Origin of the sequence: Herminiimonas sp. (assembly GCF_030645555.1) — a bacterium.
Classification (GTDB): Bacteria; Pseudomonadota; Gammaproteobacteria; order Burkholderiales; family Burkholderiaceae_D; genus Oxalicibacterium.
Genome location: NZ_JAUSME010000042.1, coordinates 1 through 17,739, shown reverse-complemented (window position 1 = coordinate 17,739; position 17,739 = coordinate 1). Strand labels below are relative to the sequence as shown.

Sequence of the window (17,739 nt, the reverse complement as noted above, 5' to 3'; positions counted from 1 at the left end):
GACAGTTGAATTCAAGGACGGCACAACGCTGGCCGAACTGGTGGTCGAATACCCTATCGGCCATGCACGCCGCCGCAAGGATGGCATCCCGCTGCTGGAAGCCAAGTTCCGCACCAACCTGGCACGCCAGTTCCCGCCGCGACAGCAGCAGAAAATCCTGGAAGTGTCGCTCGATCAAAAGGCGCTGGAGGCAATGCCGGTCCATGAATATGTGGACCTGTACGTGATCTAGCCTTGTTACCAACCTATGCCTGGAACGTGTTCCAGGCATGGGCCGTCCCGCTATAAAAATAACATTACAAAAATAATATTGTTATCTGACCGGAGGAGACATACACATGAGTTTCGATGCAGCTGCATACGAAGCGTTTTATCGCCGTTCCATCGATGATCCGCACACATTCTGGGCCGAACAGGCGCAGCGTATTGAATGGCACCAGCCTTTCAAACAGACACTGGACTACAGCAAGCCGCCATTCACAAAATGGTTTGTCGGCGGCGAAACCAATCTTTGCCACAACGCCGTGGACCGCCATCTGGCGACCCGTGCCGGGCAGCCGGCACTGATTGCCATCTCCACCGAAACCGACACTGAAACGGTTTACACATTTGCGCAACTGCATGCGGAAGTCAATCGCTGCGCCGCGATGATGCAGGCGCTGGGCGTCAAGCAAGGCGATCGCGTGCTGATCTATATGCCTATGATTGCCGAGGCGACGTTCGCGATGCTGGCCTGCGCCCGCATCGGCGCCGTGCACTCAGTCGTGTTTGGCGGCTTTGCCGCAAACAGCCTCGCGACCCGCATCGACGATGCCGCGCCGGTATTGATCATCTCGGCCGATGCCGGTTCGCGCGCCGGCCGCGTGATGCCCTACAAGGTCTTGCTCGATGAAGCGATAGAACTGGCGCAACACAAACCGTCGCGGGTGCTGCTGGTCGATCGCGGCCTGGCGCCCATGAGCAAGGTAGCCGGACGCGACATCGACTACGCCACCCTGCGCCAGACCTGCCTGGATGCGGTGGTGCCGGTGGTATGGCTGGAATCGAATGCGCCGTCCTACATCCTGTATACGTCCGGCACCACCGGCAAGCCGAAAGGCGTGTTGCGCGATGTCGGCGGCTACGCAGTGGCGCTGGCCACTTCGATGGACCTGATCTTTTGCGGCAAGGCTGGCGAAACGTTTTTCTGCACCTCGGATATAGGCTGGGTGGTCGGCCACTCTTACATCGTCTACGGGCCCTTGTTGGCAGGCATGGCAACCGTGATGTATGAAGGCTTGCCGATCCGGCCCGACGCCGCGATCTGGTGGCAGATCGTCGAAAAGTACAAGGTGACGCGCATGTCGTCGGCGCCAACCGCAATCCGCGTGCTGAAAAAACAGCCGCTGGAACTGTTGAAAAAACACGATCTGTCCTCGCTCAAGGCGCTCTACCTGGCGGGCGAACCGCTGGACCAAACCACCTCCGACTGGATCTCCGGCGAACTGGGCGTACCGGTCATCGACAATTACTGGCAGACCGAAACCGGCTGGCCCATCATGTCGATCGCCAAGGGCGTCGGCGACAAGCCGACCCGGCCGGGCAGCCCCGGCATGCCGATTTACGGTTACAAGGTGAAGATCATCGACGAAACCACCGGCGAAGAATGCGGCGCCAATGAAAAAGGCGTGGTCGTCATCGAAGGGCCGTTGCCGCCCGGCTGTTTGCAAACACTGCACGGCGACGACGCGCGCTTTGTCGGCACCTACTGGCGCAACTTCAAGCGAGAACTGTATTCCACCTTCGACTGGGGCATACGCGATGCGGATGGCTATTACTTCATCCTCGGCCGCACCGACGATGTGATCAATGTCGCCGGCCACCGGCTGGGCACGCGCGAAATCGAGGAAAGCATTTCCAGCCATTGCAATGTTTCCGAAGTCGCCGTGGTTGGTGTCGAAGACCCGCTCAAGGGACAGGCAGCGGTCGCTTTCGTGATACTCAAGAATGCCGCGCCCGCAGCCACCCCGGCCGGCGCGCAAGCACTGGAAGCCGAGATCATGAAGGTCGTGGATCATTATCTGGGGCCGGTGGGGCGGCCGTCGCGCGTGCATTTTGTGGCGTCCTTGCCCAAAACCCGTTCCGGCAAACTGGTGCGCCGCGCCATCCAGTCGATTTGCGAAGGACGCGATCCGGGCGACCTGGCAGTGATAGAAGATCCGGCGGCGCTGCAGCAGATACGTGCGGCGCTGGCGGTGTTGCCGGTGTCGTAAATTTCGGAAAAAATCTGAACGTCAAATAAAAAAGCGCAACGTGCCTTGTCAGCACGCTGCGCTTTTTTTCATACTATGCTGCAGATCCCTTGTGTTGAATGAGGTATCAGCGCAACGTCAACAGATGTATTCTTGCGTTTCCCGGCAATAGCCTCGCCAGGGTATCGTTTGCAATGAAATTTCAGCTTGCACCAGCAATCCAAACCCAACACTTATTTGCTTCATGACGCCAGAACACATCGCACCAGCCATTGCAGGCAAACCGCTATCGCGTCTGGCCAAAGCCCTGTACGGGTTCGCCGGTGGCGTGTCCCTGCTACTGGGAGTGATCGGTATATTTTTGCCGGGATTGCCAACCACTCCCTTTGTTTTGCTGGCAGCGGTTTGCTTCGCGAAAGCGTCGCCGCGCGTACATCAATGGATGTTGCAGCATCGTCTGCTTGGTCCGATGCTGAGCAACTGGCAAGAGCACCACAGCCTGACGCGCCGAACCAAATCGGTGGCGATCATTTCGATGACGTTGATGATGAGTGTATCGATCTGGAGCTTTTCGGGTCGATTATGGCTGCAGGTTTTCTTGCTGGCATTGGGAGCAATCGGTGCTGCGATGGTGCTACGGATACCGACACGCGCTGACAACGCAGCGCCGCCACGCAATTAAATCGCAGGTCAAAATAGCAAAAGCGCAACGTGCCTGATCCGCACGTTGCGCTTTTCTTTCATACCATTCTGCCTATCCGGAACTGATCGCACGCTGAACGCGCACGATCAGCAACCATCCTGTCGGCTTACTTCTGCGAATCGCGGATGCGTTCGATCAGCAAATCGCCGAATTTCGAAGTCGATATCTTGCCGCCCAGATCCACAGTGCGGCCGCTTTCGGTGCTGAGAACCGCATCGATCGCATTGCGCAGGATTGCGCCTTCCTTGTCCAGACCCTTGTGTTCCGCCATCAGCGCAGCCGCCAGCAACAATGCGGTCGGATTAGCCATGCCCTTGCCGGCGATGTCCGGTGCCGAACCATGTACTGCCTCAAAGATCGCTGCGTCTTCACCGATGTTGGCACCCGGCGCCATGCCGAGGCCGCCGACCAGGCCGGCGATTTGATCCGACAGGATGTCGCCGAACAGGTTGGTGGAAACGATCACGTCGAACTGCCATGGATTGAGCACCAGCTGCATAGCGCAGGCATCGACGATGCGGTCGTTGATTTCCAGACGATCCGCATATTCGGCGCCGATTTGCTGCGCGGTTTCGAGGAACAGGCCGGTCAGTGCTTTCAAGACATTGGCCTTGTGCACGATCGTGACTTTTTTGCGGTTGTTGCGCACTGCATATTCAAAAGCGAACCTGGCGATGCGACGGCTGCCGGCGCGAGTGTTGATGCCGGTGGCCATGGCCACCGCGTGCGGGTCGCCATCGATAGGCACGTAATGTTCATGGCCGACATACAAGCCTTCCAGGTTTTCACGCACCAGCACCAGATCGATGTTTTCATAACGGCCGCCGGGCACGATGGTGCGGGCAGGACGCACGTTGGCGTACAGCTGAAAGGTTTCGCGCAGGCGTACATTGACTGAACGGAAGCCGCCGCCGATAGGCGTCGTCAACGGGCCTTTCAGTGCGAGGCCGGTGCGGCGGATGCTGTCGAGCGTGGTTGCCGGCAGCAGGTCGCCGCTGGTTTCCAGTGCATTCATGCCGGCCTGGTGTTTTTCCCATGTGAATGGATTGCCCAGGGCATCGAACACGCGCTCCACCACATCGACGATTTCCGGTCCTATGCCGTCGCCGGGGATCAGGGTGGCGGGAATTTTTTTCTGGGTAGCGTAGTTCGTCATGTTCGGGTCCAATGAAGTGGTCAGAGAGAGAAGAGCGCCTGAAATAGTGCGTTAGCGCATAAAACCATCAGTTTATCGCTATATGCCGTCATGAGCGACCCTCGCCGATGAATTTTTCACATGCCGGCTGCAACAATATGAAATTGCCTTGTGCGCTATAGTAACGGCGGCTATTACGCGCTGCCGGGCCATAGTGGATTTTTACTGCCAGGCAGTGCTGCTTGATTCATTTCACTGAGTCATTTCACTGACTCATTTTATAGATTCATTTCATTAACCAATTGGAGATCCCGGATGGAAATCAAAGTAACAAAAGGCGCAGGCAAGCTGCAACACATCGTCGAAGCAGGTCCGCACAAGCTGATCGCCGATGCACCATCCGCCTTCGGCGGCGAGGATGCCGGTTTCGTGCCGCATGATTTGCTGGCAGCAGCACTGGGCGCATGCACCGCAGTGACACTGAACATGTATGCCGGCCGCAAGCAAATGCCGCTGGAAAAAGTAGACGTGACGGTCGTTGCGGTGGAGCAGGATGGCGTCTATGTCTTCAACCGCAGCCTGCAATATTATGGCGACTTGAGCGCCGAGCAAAAAGACAGCCTGACTGCCATCGCCAATAAATGCCCGGTACACAAGGCGCTCTCCGGCGACATCAAGATCATCACGCAATCCAACTGATATGGATACCGACCATAGCGCACTGGAAACCGTCGTCGTCCCGCGCACGCGCGACCTCGGCGACAACTTTGAAGTACGTCGCGCCTTGCCGACGACACAAAAGCGCATGGTCGGACCTTTCGTATTTCTGGATCAGATGGGCCCGCATACCTTTATTGCCGGACGCGGGCTGGATGTGCGGCCGCATCCGCACATAGGCCTGGCGACTGTCACCTATTTGTACGACGGTGAAATCGTGCATCGCGACAGCCTGGGCTCGCTGCAAACCATACAGCCCGGCGCAGTCAACTGGATGACGTCCGGCAGCGGCATCGTGCATTCGGAACGCACCGGCGCTGCATTGCGTGCGCAGGGTTCATCGCTATACGGCTTGCAGTGCTGGGTCGCGCTGCCGAAGAAATATGAAGAAACCGATCCAGCCTTTGAACATACGGCAGCGGATCAATTGCCGATTATCGAAGGCGATGGCGCCAGCGCAAAAATCATTGCCGGCAGTTTTTTCGGCAAGCAATCGCCGGTCGCCACCCTGTCCGACCTGTTCTATGTGGATGTGCAGCTGCAGGCTGGCGCAAGGCTGGATGTACCTGCCGAATACCCCGAACAAGCAATGTATGTGATCGAAGGCCAGCTTGATCTGGGGCGCGATGGCATCTTCAATGCCGGACAATTGCTGGTGCTGAAAGCCAATACCGCCGTCACGCTGCGTGGCGCCGGGCCCGGCGTGACCAAGCTCATGCTGCTGGGTGGCGAACCCATGGATGGCTCGCGTTACCTGATGTGGAATTTTGTATCCAGTTCGGTCGACAGACTGGAACAGGCGCGGGAAGATTGGCGGGAACGTCGTTTTGCCGAGGTGCCGGGCGAAACCGAATTCATCCCCATGCCGGACATCCCCGGCAAGCCGGTCGGCTATCCCTGATACAAGGTACAAACATAGCGCGTACACACAAGGCGTCAGCGATTTTTACAATATCTGTGACTCAAAATCGATGCGGTGCATTGCTGTACTGATCACTGCACCCTGCTGTCCAGTTGTTCATAGACGGCATAGGCTATGCGCGTCAGTTCACCCTTGTTGATGCCGCCCGATAGCGCATAACCGAACTTGCCGTCTATCCAGTAAAACACATTGACCGCGCCTTGCTGCGCAAAGCGGAAGCCGGTGTCCTTGCTCTTGGCCTGATCGGTGGATACATACAGCGTCAGGCGCTGGCCGCCGGCTTCCTGGTACATGAATTGCGCAACCGGACTGCCGCTTTCTCCCGGCAGCAAGCGACCGCCTATCAATTCATAACCCAGCTTGCCCAGCTTGGGCGGGCGCATCGTCGCACCGGTGCGTTTGGATAACCACTTGACCAGTTGCTCTTCCTGATCGGCGCCGATTTCTACCGGATGGCGCGCGTCCGGCGCGTAGACGCCATGCGCAATCGCCGCCTGGCGCGCAAGCCCGGAAACCGTGATCAAGCCGTTCGCATTTGTCAGCGGGGATTTCGCCAGCAGCGCGGGCTGCAGCTTGCTGTGCAGCATCCAGCCGCCGGCACCGCTGCACAGCGCAATCAGCAAGCCGGCCGCGTAGCGCCGCCACTGCACCGGTACATCCATCACGCCCGCAGTCAGGCGCGCCGGCACCGGTTCGTCGAGCACCGGATTGAACAGTGCGCGCAAACCATCATTCTGTCCGCGATAGGCAGCTATGCGCGCCAGCTCTTCCGGCCGCGCTGCCAGATAGGCGGCGATTTCCTCACTACGCGCCTGGCTCAGGAAACCATCGACGTAGGCTTGCAGGTCTGCTTCGGTAACGACAAGCTGATTCATTTGACGACCTTTAATTGCGATACCAGCGATCGCCCTTCCATTTGTGCGCGCAATTTTTGCCGCGCGCGCGACAGGCGCGACATCACCGTGCCTATCGGCAAACCCAGCGCAGCGGCGACTTCGTCATACGTCATTTCTTCGAGCGCCACCAGCAACAGGATTTCGCGTTGCTCGACTGGCAGTGCGTGCAAGGCAGTAGCCAGGTCGCGCAACTCCAGGCCATCGTCCTGCGTCGCCTTGAGCGCCGGTATCGGTGTGTCGTCGTCCAGCACTTCAGTTGCTATGCGTGGGCGACGGACCTGATCGATATGCAGGTTGTGCATGATGCCGAACAGCCAGGCGCGCATGTCGCTGCCGCGCTGCCAGGACGACAGCTTCTTCCAGCCGCGCTCCATCGTGTCCTGCACCAGGTCGTCGGCGCCCGTGCGATCACCCAGCAGCGCACGGGCGTAACGGCGAAGACGAGGAATACAGGCGATCAAGCGATCGCGCTCATCCTGCATGGCAGATTTCACGACAGCGATGGCTCAGCGACGCTCAGTCCTTGACCACGTGCCAGACATCCTTGAGGTTGTCGCCGTTGCGGTCGCCGGCTTTCGTGTCGGAGGCAAACTGGTACAGCGGCTTGCCCTTGTAAGCCAGTTGCGCCGAACCATCGTCGCGCGTTACCAGCGAGTACGGTGCGGCAGGCTTGACATCCTTGGCTGAAACCGGTGGCCAGTTGGCTGCGCAAGGGCCGTTGCAAGTGCTTTTGCCGCTGTCTGCAACATCCTTGTCGTAGGTATAGACCGTCATGCCGGCGCTGGTGACGAGGATGCCGTCGGCTTTCTTGACTGGCACGCTTTGCGCAAAAGCCGTGCTTGAAACCAGCAGGGTGACGGACAACAGCAGATGGGAGAGTTTCATTTTGAGCTTCCTTTTCGATAGATGGATCAAATGGGCGCAGCGATCAACAAGTGCTGCCCCTGGTCGTCGTGCACCATGTGCGTCAGAAAAACCCGCAATGCGCTGACATGGAGGTAAACGATGCTGTGGCAGGTTTATTCCACGGAAACGAAAATATTTTTTCCTCGCGTATTGCTGACGACAAGTTACACCCGCAGACGCAATGGCGCCACTGCTGCCTGCCGGCAATCGTTCAAGCCCTGTCGAGCAAGCCTTGCGCGACTTCCCAGGCCTGCATCGCGGCGTCCGGATTGCCAGCGATGTGGGCGGCGTCGATGGCGCCGTCGAGCAGCATGCCGATTTGCGCAGCCAGCCTGGGCGCACGCGCGCCCTGTGTTTCTGCCAGCAGGCTGGCGATGTAGTCGATGATCAGCTGCTTGTGCAGCGCCGATATTTTATGGGCCGGGTTCTTGCGGTCGTGAAACTCGGCCGCCGCATTGATGAACATGCAGCCGTTGAAATCCTTGCGCCTGAACCACTGCTCATGCCAGACAAACAGGGCGCGGATTTTTTCCGGCGCGCTTGCTTGCTGATCGACATAAGCCATCAGCGATGCGCGAAAGAAGAGATCGCGCTGCGTCAACACTTCGAGTATCAAATCCGACTTGGACTTGAAGTACTTGTACATCGTCATCTTGGCGATGCCTGCGTCGGCAATGATGCGGTCTATGCCGACGGCCGTGTAGCCGCCTTGCGCGAACAACTCTGTCGCCGTCTTCACCAGCATTGCACGTTTATCCAGCATCGTTTTCCCTCGTCATGTTTATGCGGCAGTAAAAACCAGCGCTTGCAGGCAGCCGGCCTTCGCGTATATATTATACAGATCTGTCTAGTTTTGAAAGACGGCAGATCTCAACTCCTCAACTTCTTGGGCGGCATAGATGAATACATTTTTTGCAAAAATGCGCGGCGGTGCAGATGTGCCGCCGCGCCCGGGCTTCCGGCATGTTGCACTTTCCTGGCTGGGCGGCTTCCTGGCGATTGCAGCCGTCGCGATCGCCACTGACATCAGCCATCTGCCGCTGGTACTGGGTTCCTTCGGCGCCAGCTGCGTGCTGGTATTCGGCTTCCCGGAGAGTCCGTTTTCGCAACCGCGCAATGTAATAGGCGGCCACTTCCTGTCTTCGCTGATAGGCCTGGCCTGCCTGACCCTGTTCGGCGCGCACTGGTGGAGCATGGCGCTGGCGGCAGGCACTGCCATCGCCGTGATGCAGCTAACGCGCACCGTGCATCCGCCTGCCGGCTCCAATCCGGTGATCGTAATGCTGTCGGCGCCAGCCTGGAATTTCCTGCTGACGCCGACGCTGCTGGGCGCCGTGATACTGATGATCGTGGCGCTTGTCTTCAACAACATACCGAAGGAACGCGCCTATCCAAAATACTGGTTCTGACCTACTGGCTCTAACATCAACGCGCGATAAAAAACCCGGTCCGCCCTGCTGCGCGATCGGGTTTTTTATCGTGCCCACATCTGCATAAAATTCCAGCGATGCTGCTTCATCCTTTTTCAAAACACCATCATCGATGCAGGCGCTGCACCTGACTGGACGACGCGTAAGTAGTAACCACACGTCTGATAAGTACTATCCACACCCTCTCATAAGTACTAGCCGCAACAGCATTAAGTGCTATCCACAATTCCCATTTTTTATCGCCGCGTGAATACGTGATATCCACAATCTGTATATCTCGGCTTCTTAACTTGAAGCATAGCAACTGAACCCCTGTTCTCTGATAGTAGCGTCGTTGAATTAAATAAACACGGGATCGCATGCACGGCATCAGATGAGTTACGAGCTTTTCTGACGGATGGATGCGGTTGCAAATGATCGGATTGAATCAGTTGTTTATTGCAACGAGCGCACGAAGTACTACGACGTGCATTTCCATACTTGAGAGTTGAGAGAAGGCAAAAATGAATCAAGCAACTGCGCGGCCAGCATCATTCCGCTGGACACAATTAGTATTGGGCATCGTCGCCATGGCGATGATTGCAAACTTGCAGTACGGTTGGACACTGTTCGTCGACCCTATCGCTGCAAAACACGGCTGGAGTCGCGCTGCGATCCAGGTCGCATTCACGATTTTCGTGCTGACTGAAACATGGCTGGTGCCTATCGAAGGCTGGTTCGTCGATAAATTCGGCCCGCGTCCAGTCGTCATGGTCGGCGGCATCCTGTGCGGCCTCGGCTGGTTCATCAACTCGTTTGCTGATTCACTGCCATTGTTGTACCTGGCTGCAGTCGTCAGCGGCATCGGCGCTGGCGCTGTGTACGGCACCTGCGTTGGTAACGCATTGAAATGGTTCCCGGACCGTCGCGGCCTGGCTGCCGGCTTGACCGCTGCCGGTTTCGGCGCTGGTTCCGCCATCACCATCATCCCTATTTCCGTCATGATCGCCAACCGCGGCTACCAGGATGCATTCCTGTACTTCGGTATCGGCCAGGGCATCATCGTGGTGCTGGTTTCGCTGTTCCTGTTCCGCGCTCCGGAACACAAGAAAGGCGATGCAGTTGCCAACGTCCAGCAAACCAAACGCGACTACAAGCCTAGCGAAGTATTGCGTGAACCGGTTTTCTGGATCATGTATGCGATGTTCGTGATGGTTGCAGCCGGCGGCTTGATGGCTACTGCGCAACTGGGTTCGATCGCACGTGACTTCAAGGTGTTCGACGTTCAAGTCAGCATGATGGGCCTGACCCTGCCGGCGCTGACATTTGCCCTGGCTATCGACCGCGTCCTGAACGGCTTGACCCGTCCATTCTTCGGCTGGGTATCGGATCAGATCGGTCGCGAACCAACCATGTTCATCGCGTTTGCGATTGAAGCAGTCGGCATCCTGGCCCTGTTCCACTACGGCCACAACCCATTCGCTTTCGTTATCCTGACCGGTATCGTGTTCTTTGCATGGGGCGAAATCTACTCGCTGTTCCCATCGACTTGCGCTGATACCTTCGGCAGCAAATTCGCCACCGCCAATGCTGGCTTGCTGTACACCGCCAAAGGCACCGCTTCGTTGCTGGTTCCACTGTCGGCAGTATTGGCATCGGCAACCGGTGGCTGGTATGCAGTGTTCCTGGTCGCCAGCGGATTGAACGCTACGGCAGCCTTGATGGCATGGTTTGTATTGAAACCTATGCGCGCAAAACACATGAGCAAACCGGCCTTGCCTGAATAAGGCAGCCCATGCGGCATCATTAATCCCTGCAGTCTTTCCAGACCGGCCTCGCGCCGGTCTTTTTTTTGCCTGAAATTCAGTGCTGTTTGCCGCCATCAACAAAAAGGAAGGCAGTTCCCCCTTACAGTTCCTGCAAGCATTTGCGCAAGGCGGCACTCACAGCCGCCGGCTGTTCCAGTGCCGACAGGTGACCGCAGTGCTCGATGATGGTCAAGCTCGCACCCGGTATCAGGGCTTGCATTTCTTCGTGCACCTCCAGCGGCGTGACCTTGTCTTCCCGCCCGCACAATAGCAGCGTCGGGCACTGGATCAAGTGCAGCGAAGGACGGCTGTCGATGCGCGACATGATCGCGCGCTGCTGCCGTGCGAATGCATCCTTGCCGATACGCGCGGCCATCTCCCTGACCGGGTCGGCGATAGCCGCAACGCCCACATGCGCCGGATGCAGCAGTTTCGGCAACAGGGTTTGCGTCACGGCTGGAAAATCCGTTTCCGCCAGCGCCATCAGAGTGTGCCGTCCTGCAGTCGCTTCCGGCGTGTCGGCACGTGCGCTGGTATCGAGCAAGGCGAGCGCCAGCACGCGTTCCGGGGCTTGCCGCATCACTTCAAGCGCAACATAACCGCCCATAGACAAACCGGCCAGTACAAACGGACCGTCCGGCGCCTGTTCCAGCACGTCGGCCGCCAGTGCAGCAATTGTGTCGCTGCGCGTGATGTCTGCAACAACAACCCTGGCGATGGATGACAGCGTCTCGACTTGATGCTGCCAAAGTCGCGCATCGTTCAACAAGCCCGGCAGCAACACAAGGTTGACGGATTGAGGCGTGGACATGGATGATCTCCTGTTGAGCACTGCATGATGGGATATGGATGGACGATGGCTGGCTTCATCCGTCTGACATGCGCAAGACTGGCGACGTTCCCTCGGGCATCGCAATCCATCTTTTGCCGCGACTAAGTGGGGCAGCGCGCTCACTTGGCCCATAACTTCAGGTAGCATAGCCCGATCACCAATGCTGCCTCTTGCCAGGCCATCCATCAGATGAATTATCCGGAAATCAGACAAAAAACCTTCCTGCTGCTGCTGGTTGCCTTCTCGATCGCCTTCCTGGTCATCCTGCTGCCGTTTTACGGCGCGGTGTTCTGGGCTATCGTACTGGCGATCCTGTTTGCGCCCTTCCATCGCAAGCTGCTGATCAAGACGCATCAGCGCGCCAATCTGGCCGCCCTTGCAACGCTGGTCATCTGCCTGGTCGTGGTGATCATCCCGCTGGTCCTGATTTCGATTTCACTGGTGCAGGAAGCATCGCTGCTATACAACAACATCCGCTCGGGCCAGATCAATTTCGGCCTGTTCTTTCAAAAGGTAGTGGATGTATTGCCGGGCTGGATGGTGAATGTACTCGAACGCTTCGGCCTGAGTAATATTACTGCGCTGCAGGAGAAGCTGACGACTACCGCTGTGCAAGGCAGTGAATTCCTGACCAAGCAAGCCATCAGCATAGGTCAAAACACCTTCAACTTCTTGGCCAGCTTTACCATCATGCTGTACATCCTGTTCTTCCTGCTGCGCGATGGCGATGCGCTGGCCGTGCGCATCAAGCAGGCAGTGCCCCTGAATACCGAACTCAAGCGCACGCTGTTCCATAACCTGACCACCGCCATACGCGCGACGGTCAAGGGCAATATCATCGTCGCTGCCGCGCAGGGCGCGCTGGGCGGCATCGCATTCTGGTTCCTCGGCGTGCAAGGCGCCTTGCTGTGGGCGGTGCTGATGGCCTTTCTTTCCTTGCTGCCGGCAGTCGGTGCAGCCCTGGTCTGGGTACCGGTGGCGGTTTACTTTCTGTTGACCGGCGCGATCTGGCAAGGCGTGACGCTGGTTGCATTCGGAGTGCTGGTGATCGGCCTGATCGACAATATCCTGCGCCCTATCCTGGTCGGCAAGGATACCCAGCTGCCGGATTTCATCGTGCTGATTTCCACCGTCGGCGGCATGGCCTTGCTGGGCTTGAACGGCTTTGTCATCGGCCCGGTCATCGCCGCGGTTTTCATCACGCTATGGGAACTGTTTTCTGCAGAAAACCAAAAACAGGAAACCAATAAACAGCATAGACCCGATTGAATCAGGCTTGATCTGCTTAAGCACTCCGCGATTTTTTGTGTCCAGCCTGCGTCTTCTTTTGCTCGGCATGTTTATTCTGCAGATATAAATATTGCCCGAGAACAGAAGCAAACAGCAACAGCAGGTTGGTCAGTACAAACACCCAGTTTTCCACAGCGAAGCTATAAATTACAAAACCGAACGATGCGCTGATCTGTCCGATGAAAAGCCATTTGGACACGCCAGTGCTGGCTTTGCTGCGCCACTGCTTCCATACCTGGGAAGACACTGTTAGCAACAGTATCAACGCACTTGCCCAGCCTATCGCCTCGACCATCATTGCAATATCAATGTCCCGGTCTCTCAATATTCAGGAAAGAATTTCAAAACACCTTGCTGTCGCGCTTGGTCGGTGTCTTGGCATGCTTGTGCGCCTCGTCAGCTTGCTCCGAAGTGAGTTCTGTCGGCGGATCAGGTAGTTCTTCGCTATCGATCAGGTTGCTGATCCCGGAATTGCCGTCGATGTGGCTTTGCTCGCCGCTGGCATCGTGGTTGTCGTTGATGCCGCCATTTTTCTTGCTCATTTTTATTTCCTCAACTGTTCTGTATTGCCGGCACCCGACAGGTGCCGGCAACGACATCAGGCTGGCATGTACATCAGTTCTTCCTTGCGCTCCATCATTTCCACCGCAAGTCCTTCCAGATCCATTTTTGTTTTTCTGGCCTTCGGAAACATTTCCGTCTCTTCTTCTTCAACGTGGTGATCGATGTACTCGCCGAGCACCTTTACCTTGGCGTCGTACATAGGATCATCACCGGACATTTGCTCGATCTGTGCAATCAGGTCTTTCGCGGTCGCATGCTCGACCTCGGCCTCATTGAGTAAATCATCGTCCTTGATAGCGTCACGTGCGGCCGGGTAAAAAATTTCTTCTTCCACGGTGGCGTGCACCGTCAACTCTACGCAAATTTGCATCGCGACATCAACCTTGCCGTCGACATCATCCTTCTTGGCCAGCTTTTCATATTCCTTGAAAAGCTTTTTCACTTTCTTGTGATCGTCCATCAACAAAGTCACCGCATCAGGACCGGCTGCCGTGGTAGCAGATTTGGCTGGTGATTTCCTGGCTGGCTTGGCATTCGATTTAGTTGCAGTTGTCATCATGACTCCCGGGGTAAATATTAATGTGTAGTCGGGCCAGCAATCATGCTGCTCTTGCCCGAAGTTTGCAGATGCCGGATTTACTCAATTTGCAAACCCGTATCCGTCGATTAATGTAGCTTCCACCTGCGGACAGGCGTATCAGACAGCGACTTCAGTTGATGTAAGAAAATGCGCTCTTGCCGCGCTTCAACACCCCGGATTGTGCAAGCTGCCGGGTAAATCTGCGACAATCCCGGTATGAACCTATCCCCGTCTCAGGCAGCAGAGCCATTGCTGCATACCGCTTTTTATAAATTCGCCGCGCTCGCCGATCCAGACGCTGTCGTCACGCGTTTGCGTGAACTGACGCATGATTTGCTCGGCAGCATCCTGGTGGCTGAAGAAGGCATCAATGGCGTGCTGGCCGGCACCAGGGCCGCAGTTGATGCGTTCGAGCAAGCATTACGCACTGACGCAGTTTTTGACGGCAAGTTTGCCGATATAGCATTCAAGCGCAGCGCCTGCAAGACGTCACCGTTTGCGCGCATGAAGGTGCACCGGAAATCGGAAATCGTTTATCTCGGTGTCGACGATGTCGATGCCGTCAGCAAGACCGGCATCGATGTCAGCCCGCAAGAATGGCGCGAATTGATAGTGCAAGACGATGTCGTCGTCATCGACAATCGCAACAGCTTTGAATACAAGCTGGGCAAATTCAGGAATGCGATCGACCCCGGCGTCGACAACTTCCGCGATTTTTCCGCCTATATAGAAGAACATGTGCCGCAATGGCAAAGCGAAGGCAAGCGCGTCGCAATGTATTGCACCGGTGGCATACGCTGCGAAAAAACCAGCGCGTGGATGCTGGACATGGGCGTGCCGGTGTACCAGCTCGAAGGTGGCGTGCTCAATTATTTCCAGGCCATGCCGGATGCGGAAAAAGACTGGGAAGGCGAATGCTTCGTCTTCGACAACCGCATCGCACTCGATACCAAATTGCAGGAAACCGGCACCACGCTGGAAGATGTCTACGGCGGCGTACCCGAATGGGAATGGCGCCTGCAACGCGCCAGGCGGCTGGACGAAGACAGCGAGTGAATGCCGCCCCAGCCAGCAGGAATGGGGTCGGCCCCAGCAGCGTCGCCCTGCCGCCCGGGCCATGGCAGACCATCATCGATTTCCTGGCTGAACAATTCCCGGCGATCCCGCGCAGCACATGGCAGGAAAGGATGGCGCGCGGCGAGGTGCTCGATGCTGGCGGCCAGATCCTGCACCCGGCCAGCCCTTACAGACCCAACAGCAAGATCTTTTACTACCGCAGCCTGCCGGCCGAACCGCGCATCCCTTTCGAGGCAGTGGTGCTGTATCAGGATGACTATCTGGTTGTCGCGGACAAGCCGCACTTCCTGCCGGTGACGCCGGCCGGGCGCTATCTGCAGGAAACCCTGCTGGTGCGCCTGAAGCGTGCGCTCGGCATCGATACGCTCGCGCCCATGCACCGGATAGACAGGGAAACCGCCGGCCTGGTGCTGTTTACGATACAGCCGCACACGCGCAATGTTTATCAAACGCTGTTCCGCGAGCGCGCCGTCAGCAAGCAGTATGAAGCGATCGCGCCGCTGCGCGCCGACCTGGCCTTGCCCACCGTGTATCGCAGCCGCCTGATCGAAAGTCCAACCTTCATGAAAATGGAAGAGGTCGCAGGCGAGGCGAATGCAGAAACCGCCATTGAATTGCTGGAAACCAAAGGCGCGCTCGGGCGCTACCGCCTGCATCCGGTCAGCGGCCAGAAGCACCAGCTGCGCGCGCACATGGCGGCGCTCGGCATCCCTATCGTCAATGACCGCATTTATCCCGAGCTGTATCCGGATGAAGGCGCGGCACAGGATTACAGCCAGCCGCTGAAATTACTGGCGCAAGCGATACGCTTCATCGATCCGCTTTCCGGCCAGGTGCGTGAGTTTGCAAGCCGGCAAGGCCTGCAGTTTTAACCGACACGACAGTCAGAACGTCTGGGCGACGGCTACTCAGGCAGCACGCTGCAATCGACGCGGCTCATCTGCTGCGACAGATGGACGGATGCTCGCCAGCCATTGCGGATGCGCATGCGCCGAGGTCCACGCCGCCAGATGCAGCTGCGACAGATACAGCGGATCGGCCAGCAGACTATTTTTTTGCGCATCCGCCAGCGCGTCCGGGCCACTCAGCAAGGCGGTTTGCACCAGCTCGGCACTGATACTTTGCGCCGCAGCAGAACGTCGCAGGTGCAGCTTGCCGCTGGCGCACACCACTGCGTTGAAAGCCGGATCGACCACCGCATGCACAAAGTCGGGTAGCGCCGGCGTCGCCTTCACATGCGCAACGGTCGCCAGCAGTTCTGCCGGCGGCTCGGCTTCTTCCGGGATCAGGAACAGTTTCTGGCGACGAAAGCGCAAGCCATTCGACACCTTGCTGGAAAATATCGAGACAGGTATCGCCAGCGCCAGCGAACCGACGATGGGCAATAACCAGGGCAGGAAAGTCGGATTAAGCCAGAAAATCGCAGCGCCCCACGCCAGGCCCAGCAGCGTATGCAAACCGTGATGACGGAAAGCTTCGCGCGGACTGGTTTCCGCATCTTCGCGCGGCGGCGATTTCCAGCGCAGCGCCCAGCCCATGAATGCGGCAATCACGAAGTGCGTGTGGAACAACATGCGCACCGGCGCCAGCAGCATCGAGAACAGCATTTCGATGAGCATGCTGATCACCACGCGGATGCGACCGCCGAACTGTTTTGCTCCCTGCATGCAAATCAGCACGATGCTGAGGATTTTCGGCAGGAACAACAGCGTCGCCGTTGCGCTGAACAGGGCCAGCGCCTTCTCCGGATGCCATTGCGGCCAGATCGGGAACAGTTGCCACGGCTCGGTGAAATAGGCCGGCGCGGTCAGCGTATGCTGCGCCAGCAAGCCGGTAGACAGGATCAGGAACAGGAACCATAGCGGCGCCGACAGATACGCCATCACGCCGGTGACGAACACAGCGCGATGCACGGAGTGCATGCCACGCGACAGGAACAGGCGGAAGTTCATCAGATTGCCCTGGCACCAGCGACGATCGCGCTTCAATTCATCCAGCAGGTTGGGCGGCATTTCTTCATAACTGCCATCCAGATCGTAGGCGATCCACACCTTCCAGCCGGCACGCCGCATCAAGGCCGCCTCGATGAAATCGTGCGACAGGATTTCACCGGCGAACGGCCCCTTGCCCGGCAACAGCGACAGGGCGCAATGTTCAATGAAAGGTTGCACGCGGATGATCGCGTTATGCCCCCAGTAATGCGATTCGCCGAGCTGCCAGTAATGCAGGCCAGCGGTAAACAGGGGGCCGTAGACGCGCGTGGAAAATTGCTGGATACGTGCATACAGCGTGTCGCGCCCGGCCGCGCGCGGTGCGGTCTGGATGATGCCGGCATCTGGATTGGCTTCCATCGCCTGCACCAGCCGGCCCAGGCAATCGCCGCTCATCACGCTATCGGCATCCAGCACGACCATGTAGCGATAGTTATTGCCCCAGCGCCGGCAAAAGTCGTCGATGTTGCCGCTCTTGCGACGCACGCGGCGCTGGCGGCGGCGATAGAAGATGCGACCGAAGCCGTCGACCGCCTTGCCCAGCGCCGCCCATGCAGCAAGCTCGGCGGCGCAGATGTCGCTATTGCCGCTGTCGCTCAGGATGAAAAAATCGAAGTTATCCAGCTGGCCGGTTTTCTGCACCGATTCATAGGTCGCGCGCAGCCCGGCAAACACGCG

19 protein-coding genes and 1 pseudogene are annotated in these 17,739 nt (G+C 57.6%); 10 read left to right on the top strand and 10 right to left on the bottom strand.

Features of this window, described 5'->3' with window-relative positions; translation table 11 throughout:
* The 3 genes and pseudogenes from prpD to Q7T06_RS01790 all read left to right on the top strand — a co-directional run.
* Nucleotides 1-232 (top strand): annotated as a pseudogene (gene prpD / locus Q7T06_RS01800) (2-methylcitrate dehydratase); the annotation flags it as partial.
* Nucleotides 233-338: 106 nt separating this feature from the next.
* Entirely contained in the window at nucleotides 339-2,252 is a 1,914-nt protein-coding gene (locus tag Q7T06_RS01795; protein WP_304779157.1) for a propionate--CoA ligase, read from the top strand.
* A gap of 223 nt (nucleotides 2,253-2,475) precedes the next feature.
* On the top strand, nucleotides 2,476-2,913 hold the full coding sequence (locus Q7T06_RS01790) for a YbaN family protein (protein WP_304779154.1): 438 nt from the start codon (nucleotides 2,476-2,478) through the stop codon (nucleotides 2,911-2,913).
* Nucleotides 2,914-3,040: 127 nt separating this feature from the next.
* Here Q7T06_RS01790 and Q7T06_RS01785 read toward each other — a convergent pair whose 3' ends face one another.
* On the bottom strand, nucleotides 3,041-4,090 hold the full coding sequence (locus Q7T06_RS01785; RefSeq protein WP_304779151.1) for an isocitrate/isopropylmalate dehydrogenase family protein: 1,050 nt from the start codon (nucleotides 4,088-4,090) through the stop codon (nucleotides 3,041-3,043).
* A 294-nt stretch (nucleotides 4,091-4,384) separates the two neighbouring features.
* Here Q7T06_RS01785 and Q7T06_RS01780 point away from each other — a divergent pair, with 294 nt between their 5' ends.
* On the top strand, nucleotides 4,385-4,768 hold the full coding sequence (locus Q7T06_RS01780) for an OsmC family protein (RefSeq protein WP_304779145.1): 384 nt from the start codon (nucleotides 4,385-4,387) through the stop codon (nucleotides 4,766-4,768).
* Nucleotide 4,769: 1 nt separating this feature from the next.
* Entirely contained in the window at nucleotides 4,770-5,687 is a 918-nt protein-coding gene (locus tag Q7T06_RS01775; RefSeq protein WP_304779140.1) for a pirin family protein, read from the top strand.
* Between the two features lie 92 nt (nucleotides 5,688-5,779).
* Here the strand turns inward: Q7T06_RS01775 and Q7T06_RS01770 are convergent, their stop codons facing one another.
* The 4 genes from Q7T06_RS01770 to Q7T06_RS01755 form a co-directional block, all read right to left on the bottom strand.
* Nucleotides 5,780-6,583, bottom strand: coding sequence for an anti-sigma factor (locus tag Q7T06_RS01770; RefSeq protein ID WP_304779135.1), 804 nt, complete (start codon nucleotides 6,581-6,583; stop codon nucleotides 5,780-5,782).
* Nucleotides 6,580-7,086, bottom strand: coding sequence for an RNA polymerase sigma factor (locus tag Q7T06_RS01765; RefSeq protein WP_304779160.1), 507 nt, complete (start codon nucleotides 7,084-7,086; stop codon nucleotides 6,580-6,582). Before Q7T06_RS01765 ends, Q7T06_RS01770 begins: the two co-directional genes overlap by 4 nt.
* A gap of 34 nt (nucleotides 7,087-7,120) precedes the next feature.
* Nucleotides 7,121-7,489, bottom strand: a complete 369-nt coding sequence (locus tag Q7T06_RS01760; RefSeq protein WP_304779128.1) for a hypothetical protein — start codon at nucleotides 7,487-7,489, stop codon at nucleotides 7,121-7,123.
* Nucleotides 7,490-7,721: 232 nt separating this feature from the next.
* Complete coding sequence (locus tag Q7T06_RS01755) at nucleotides 7,722-8,273, bottom strand: TetR/AcrR family transcriptional regulator (RefSeq protein ID WP_304779122.1); 552 nt, start codon at nucleotides 8,271-8,273, stop codon at nucleotides 7,722-7,724.
* A gap of 136 nt (nucleotides 8,274-8,409) precedes the next feature.
* Here Q7T06_RS01755 and Q7T06_RS01750 point away from each other — a divergent pair, with 136 nt between their 5' ends.
* Both Q7T06_RS01750 and oxlT read left to right on the top strand, forming a co-directional pair.
* The gene (locus Q7T06_RS01750) at nucleotides 8,410-8,919 is read left to right on the top strand and encodes an HPP family protein (RefSeq protein ID WP_304779119.1); all 510 of its coding nucleotides are present in this window, start codon (nucleotides 8,410-8,412) and stop codon (nucleotides 8,917-8,919) included.
* Nucleotides 8,920-9,443: 524 nt separating this feature from the next.
* Nucleotides 9,444-10,706 carry an oxalate/formate MFS antiporter gene (oxlT, locus tag Q7T06_RS01745; RefSeq protein ID WP_304779115.1) on the top strand — a complete coding sequence of 421 codons (1,263 nt, stop codon included), beginning with the start codon at nucleotides 9,444-9,446 and terminating at the stop codon, nucleotides 10,704-10,706.
* Between the two features lie 121 nt (nucleotides 10,707-10,827).
* On the opposite strand, the gene Q7T06_RS01740 is transcribed toward oxlT, so the two are convergent.
* Nucleotides 10,828-11,538: an alpha/beta fold hydrolase gene (locus tag Q7T06_RS01740; protein ID WP_304779110.1), complete on the bottom strand. Its 711-nt coding sequence runs from the start codon at nucleotides 11,536-11,538 to the stop codon at nucleotides 10,828-10,830.
* 210 nt (nucleotides 11,539-11,748) lie between these two features.
* Between Q7T06_RS01740 and Q7T06_RS01735 the strand changes: the two genes are divergently transcribed.
* Nucleotides 11,749-12,828 carry an AI-2E family transporter gene (locus tag Q7T06_RS01735; RefSeq protein ID WP_304779108.1) on the top strand — a complete coding sequence of 360 codons (1,080 nt, stop codon included), beginning with the start codon at nucleotides 11,749-11,751 and terminating at the stop codon, nucleotides 12,826-12,828.
* Nucleotides 12,829-12,844: 16 nt separating this feature from the next.
* Here the strand turns inward: Q7T06_RS01735 and Q7T06_RS01730 are convergent, their stop codons facing one another.
* Genes Q7T06_RS01730 through Q7T06_RS01720 form a run of 3 tightly spaced genes read right to left on the bottom strand, consistent with a single transcriptional unit; the run spans nucleotide 12,845 to nucleotide 13,969 of the window.
* On the bottom strand, nucleotides 12,845-13,147 hold the full coding sequence (locus Q7T06_RS01730; protein WP_304779105.1) for a hypothetical protein: 303 nt from the start codon (nucleotides 13,145-13,147) through the stop codon (nucleotides 12,845-12,847).
* A gap of 43 nt (nucleotides 13,148-13,190) precedes the next feature.
* A complete protein-coding gene (locus Q7T06_RS01725; protein WP_304779103.1) occupies nucleotides 13,191-13,391 on the bottom strand; it encodes a hypothetical protein in 201 nt (66 codons plus the stop codon).
* 56 nt (nucleotides 13,392-13,447) lie between these two features.
* Nucleotides 13,448-13,969 (bottom strand): hemerythrin domain-containing protein, encoded by a 522-nt coding sequence (locus Q7T06_RS01720; protein ID WP_304779100.1) that lies wholly within the window; start codon nucleotides 13,967-13,969, stop codon nucleotides 13,448-13,450.
* Between the two features lie 240 nt (nucleotides 13,970-14,209).
* Here Q7T06_RS01720 and Q7T06_RS01715 point away from each other — a divergent pair, with 240 nt between their 5' ends.
* Together Q7T06_RS01715 and Q7T06_RS01710 are read left to right on the top strand one after the other, a co-directional pair.
* A complete protein-coding gene (locus Q7T06_RS01715) occupies nucleotides 14,210-15,049 on the top strand; it encodes a rhodanese domain-containing protein (RefSeq protein ID WP_304779097.1) in 840 nt (279 codons plus the stop codon).
* On the top strand, nucleotides 15,004-15,942 hold the full coding sequence (locus Q7T06_RS01710) for a pseudouridine synthase (protein WP_304779095.1): 939 nt from the start codon (nucleotides 15,004-15,006) through the stop codon (nucleotides 15,940-15,942). Before Q7T06_RS01715 ends, Q7T06_RS01710 begins: the two co-directional genes overlap by 46 nt.
* Nucleotides 15,943-15,978: 36 nt before the next feature.
* Here Q7T06_RS01710 and mdoH read toward each other — a convergent pair.
* On the bottom strand, nucleotides 15,979-17,739 hold a 1,761-nt coding region (gene mdoH / locus Q7T06_RS01705), incomplete at its 5' end, for a glucans biosynthesis glucosyltransferase MdoH (protein WP_304779093.1).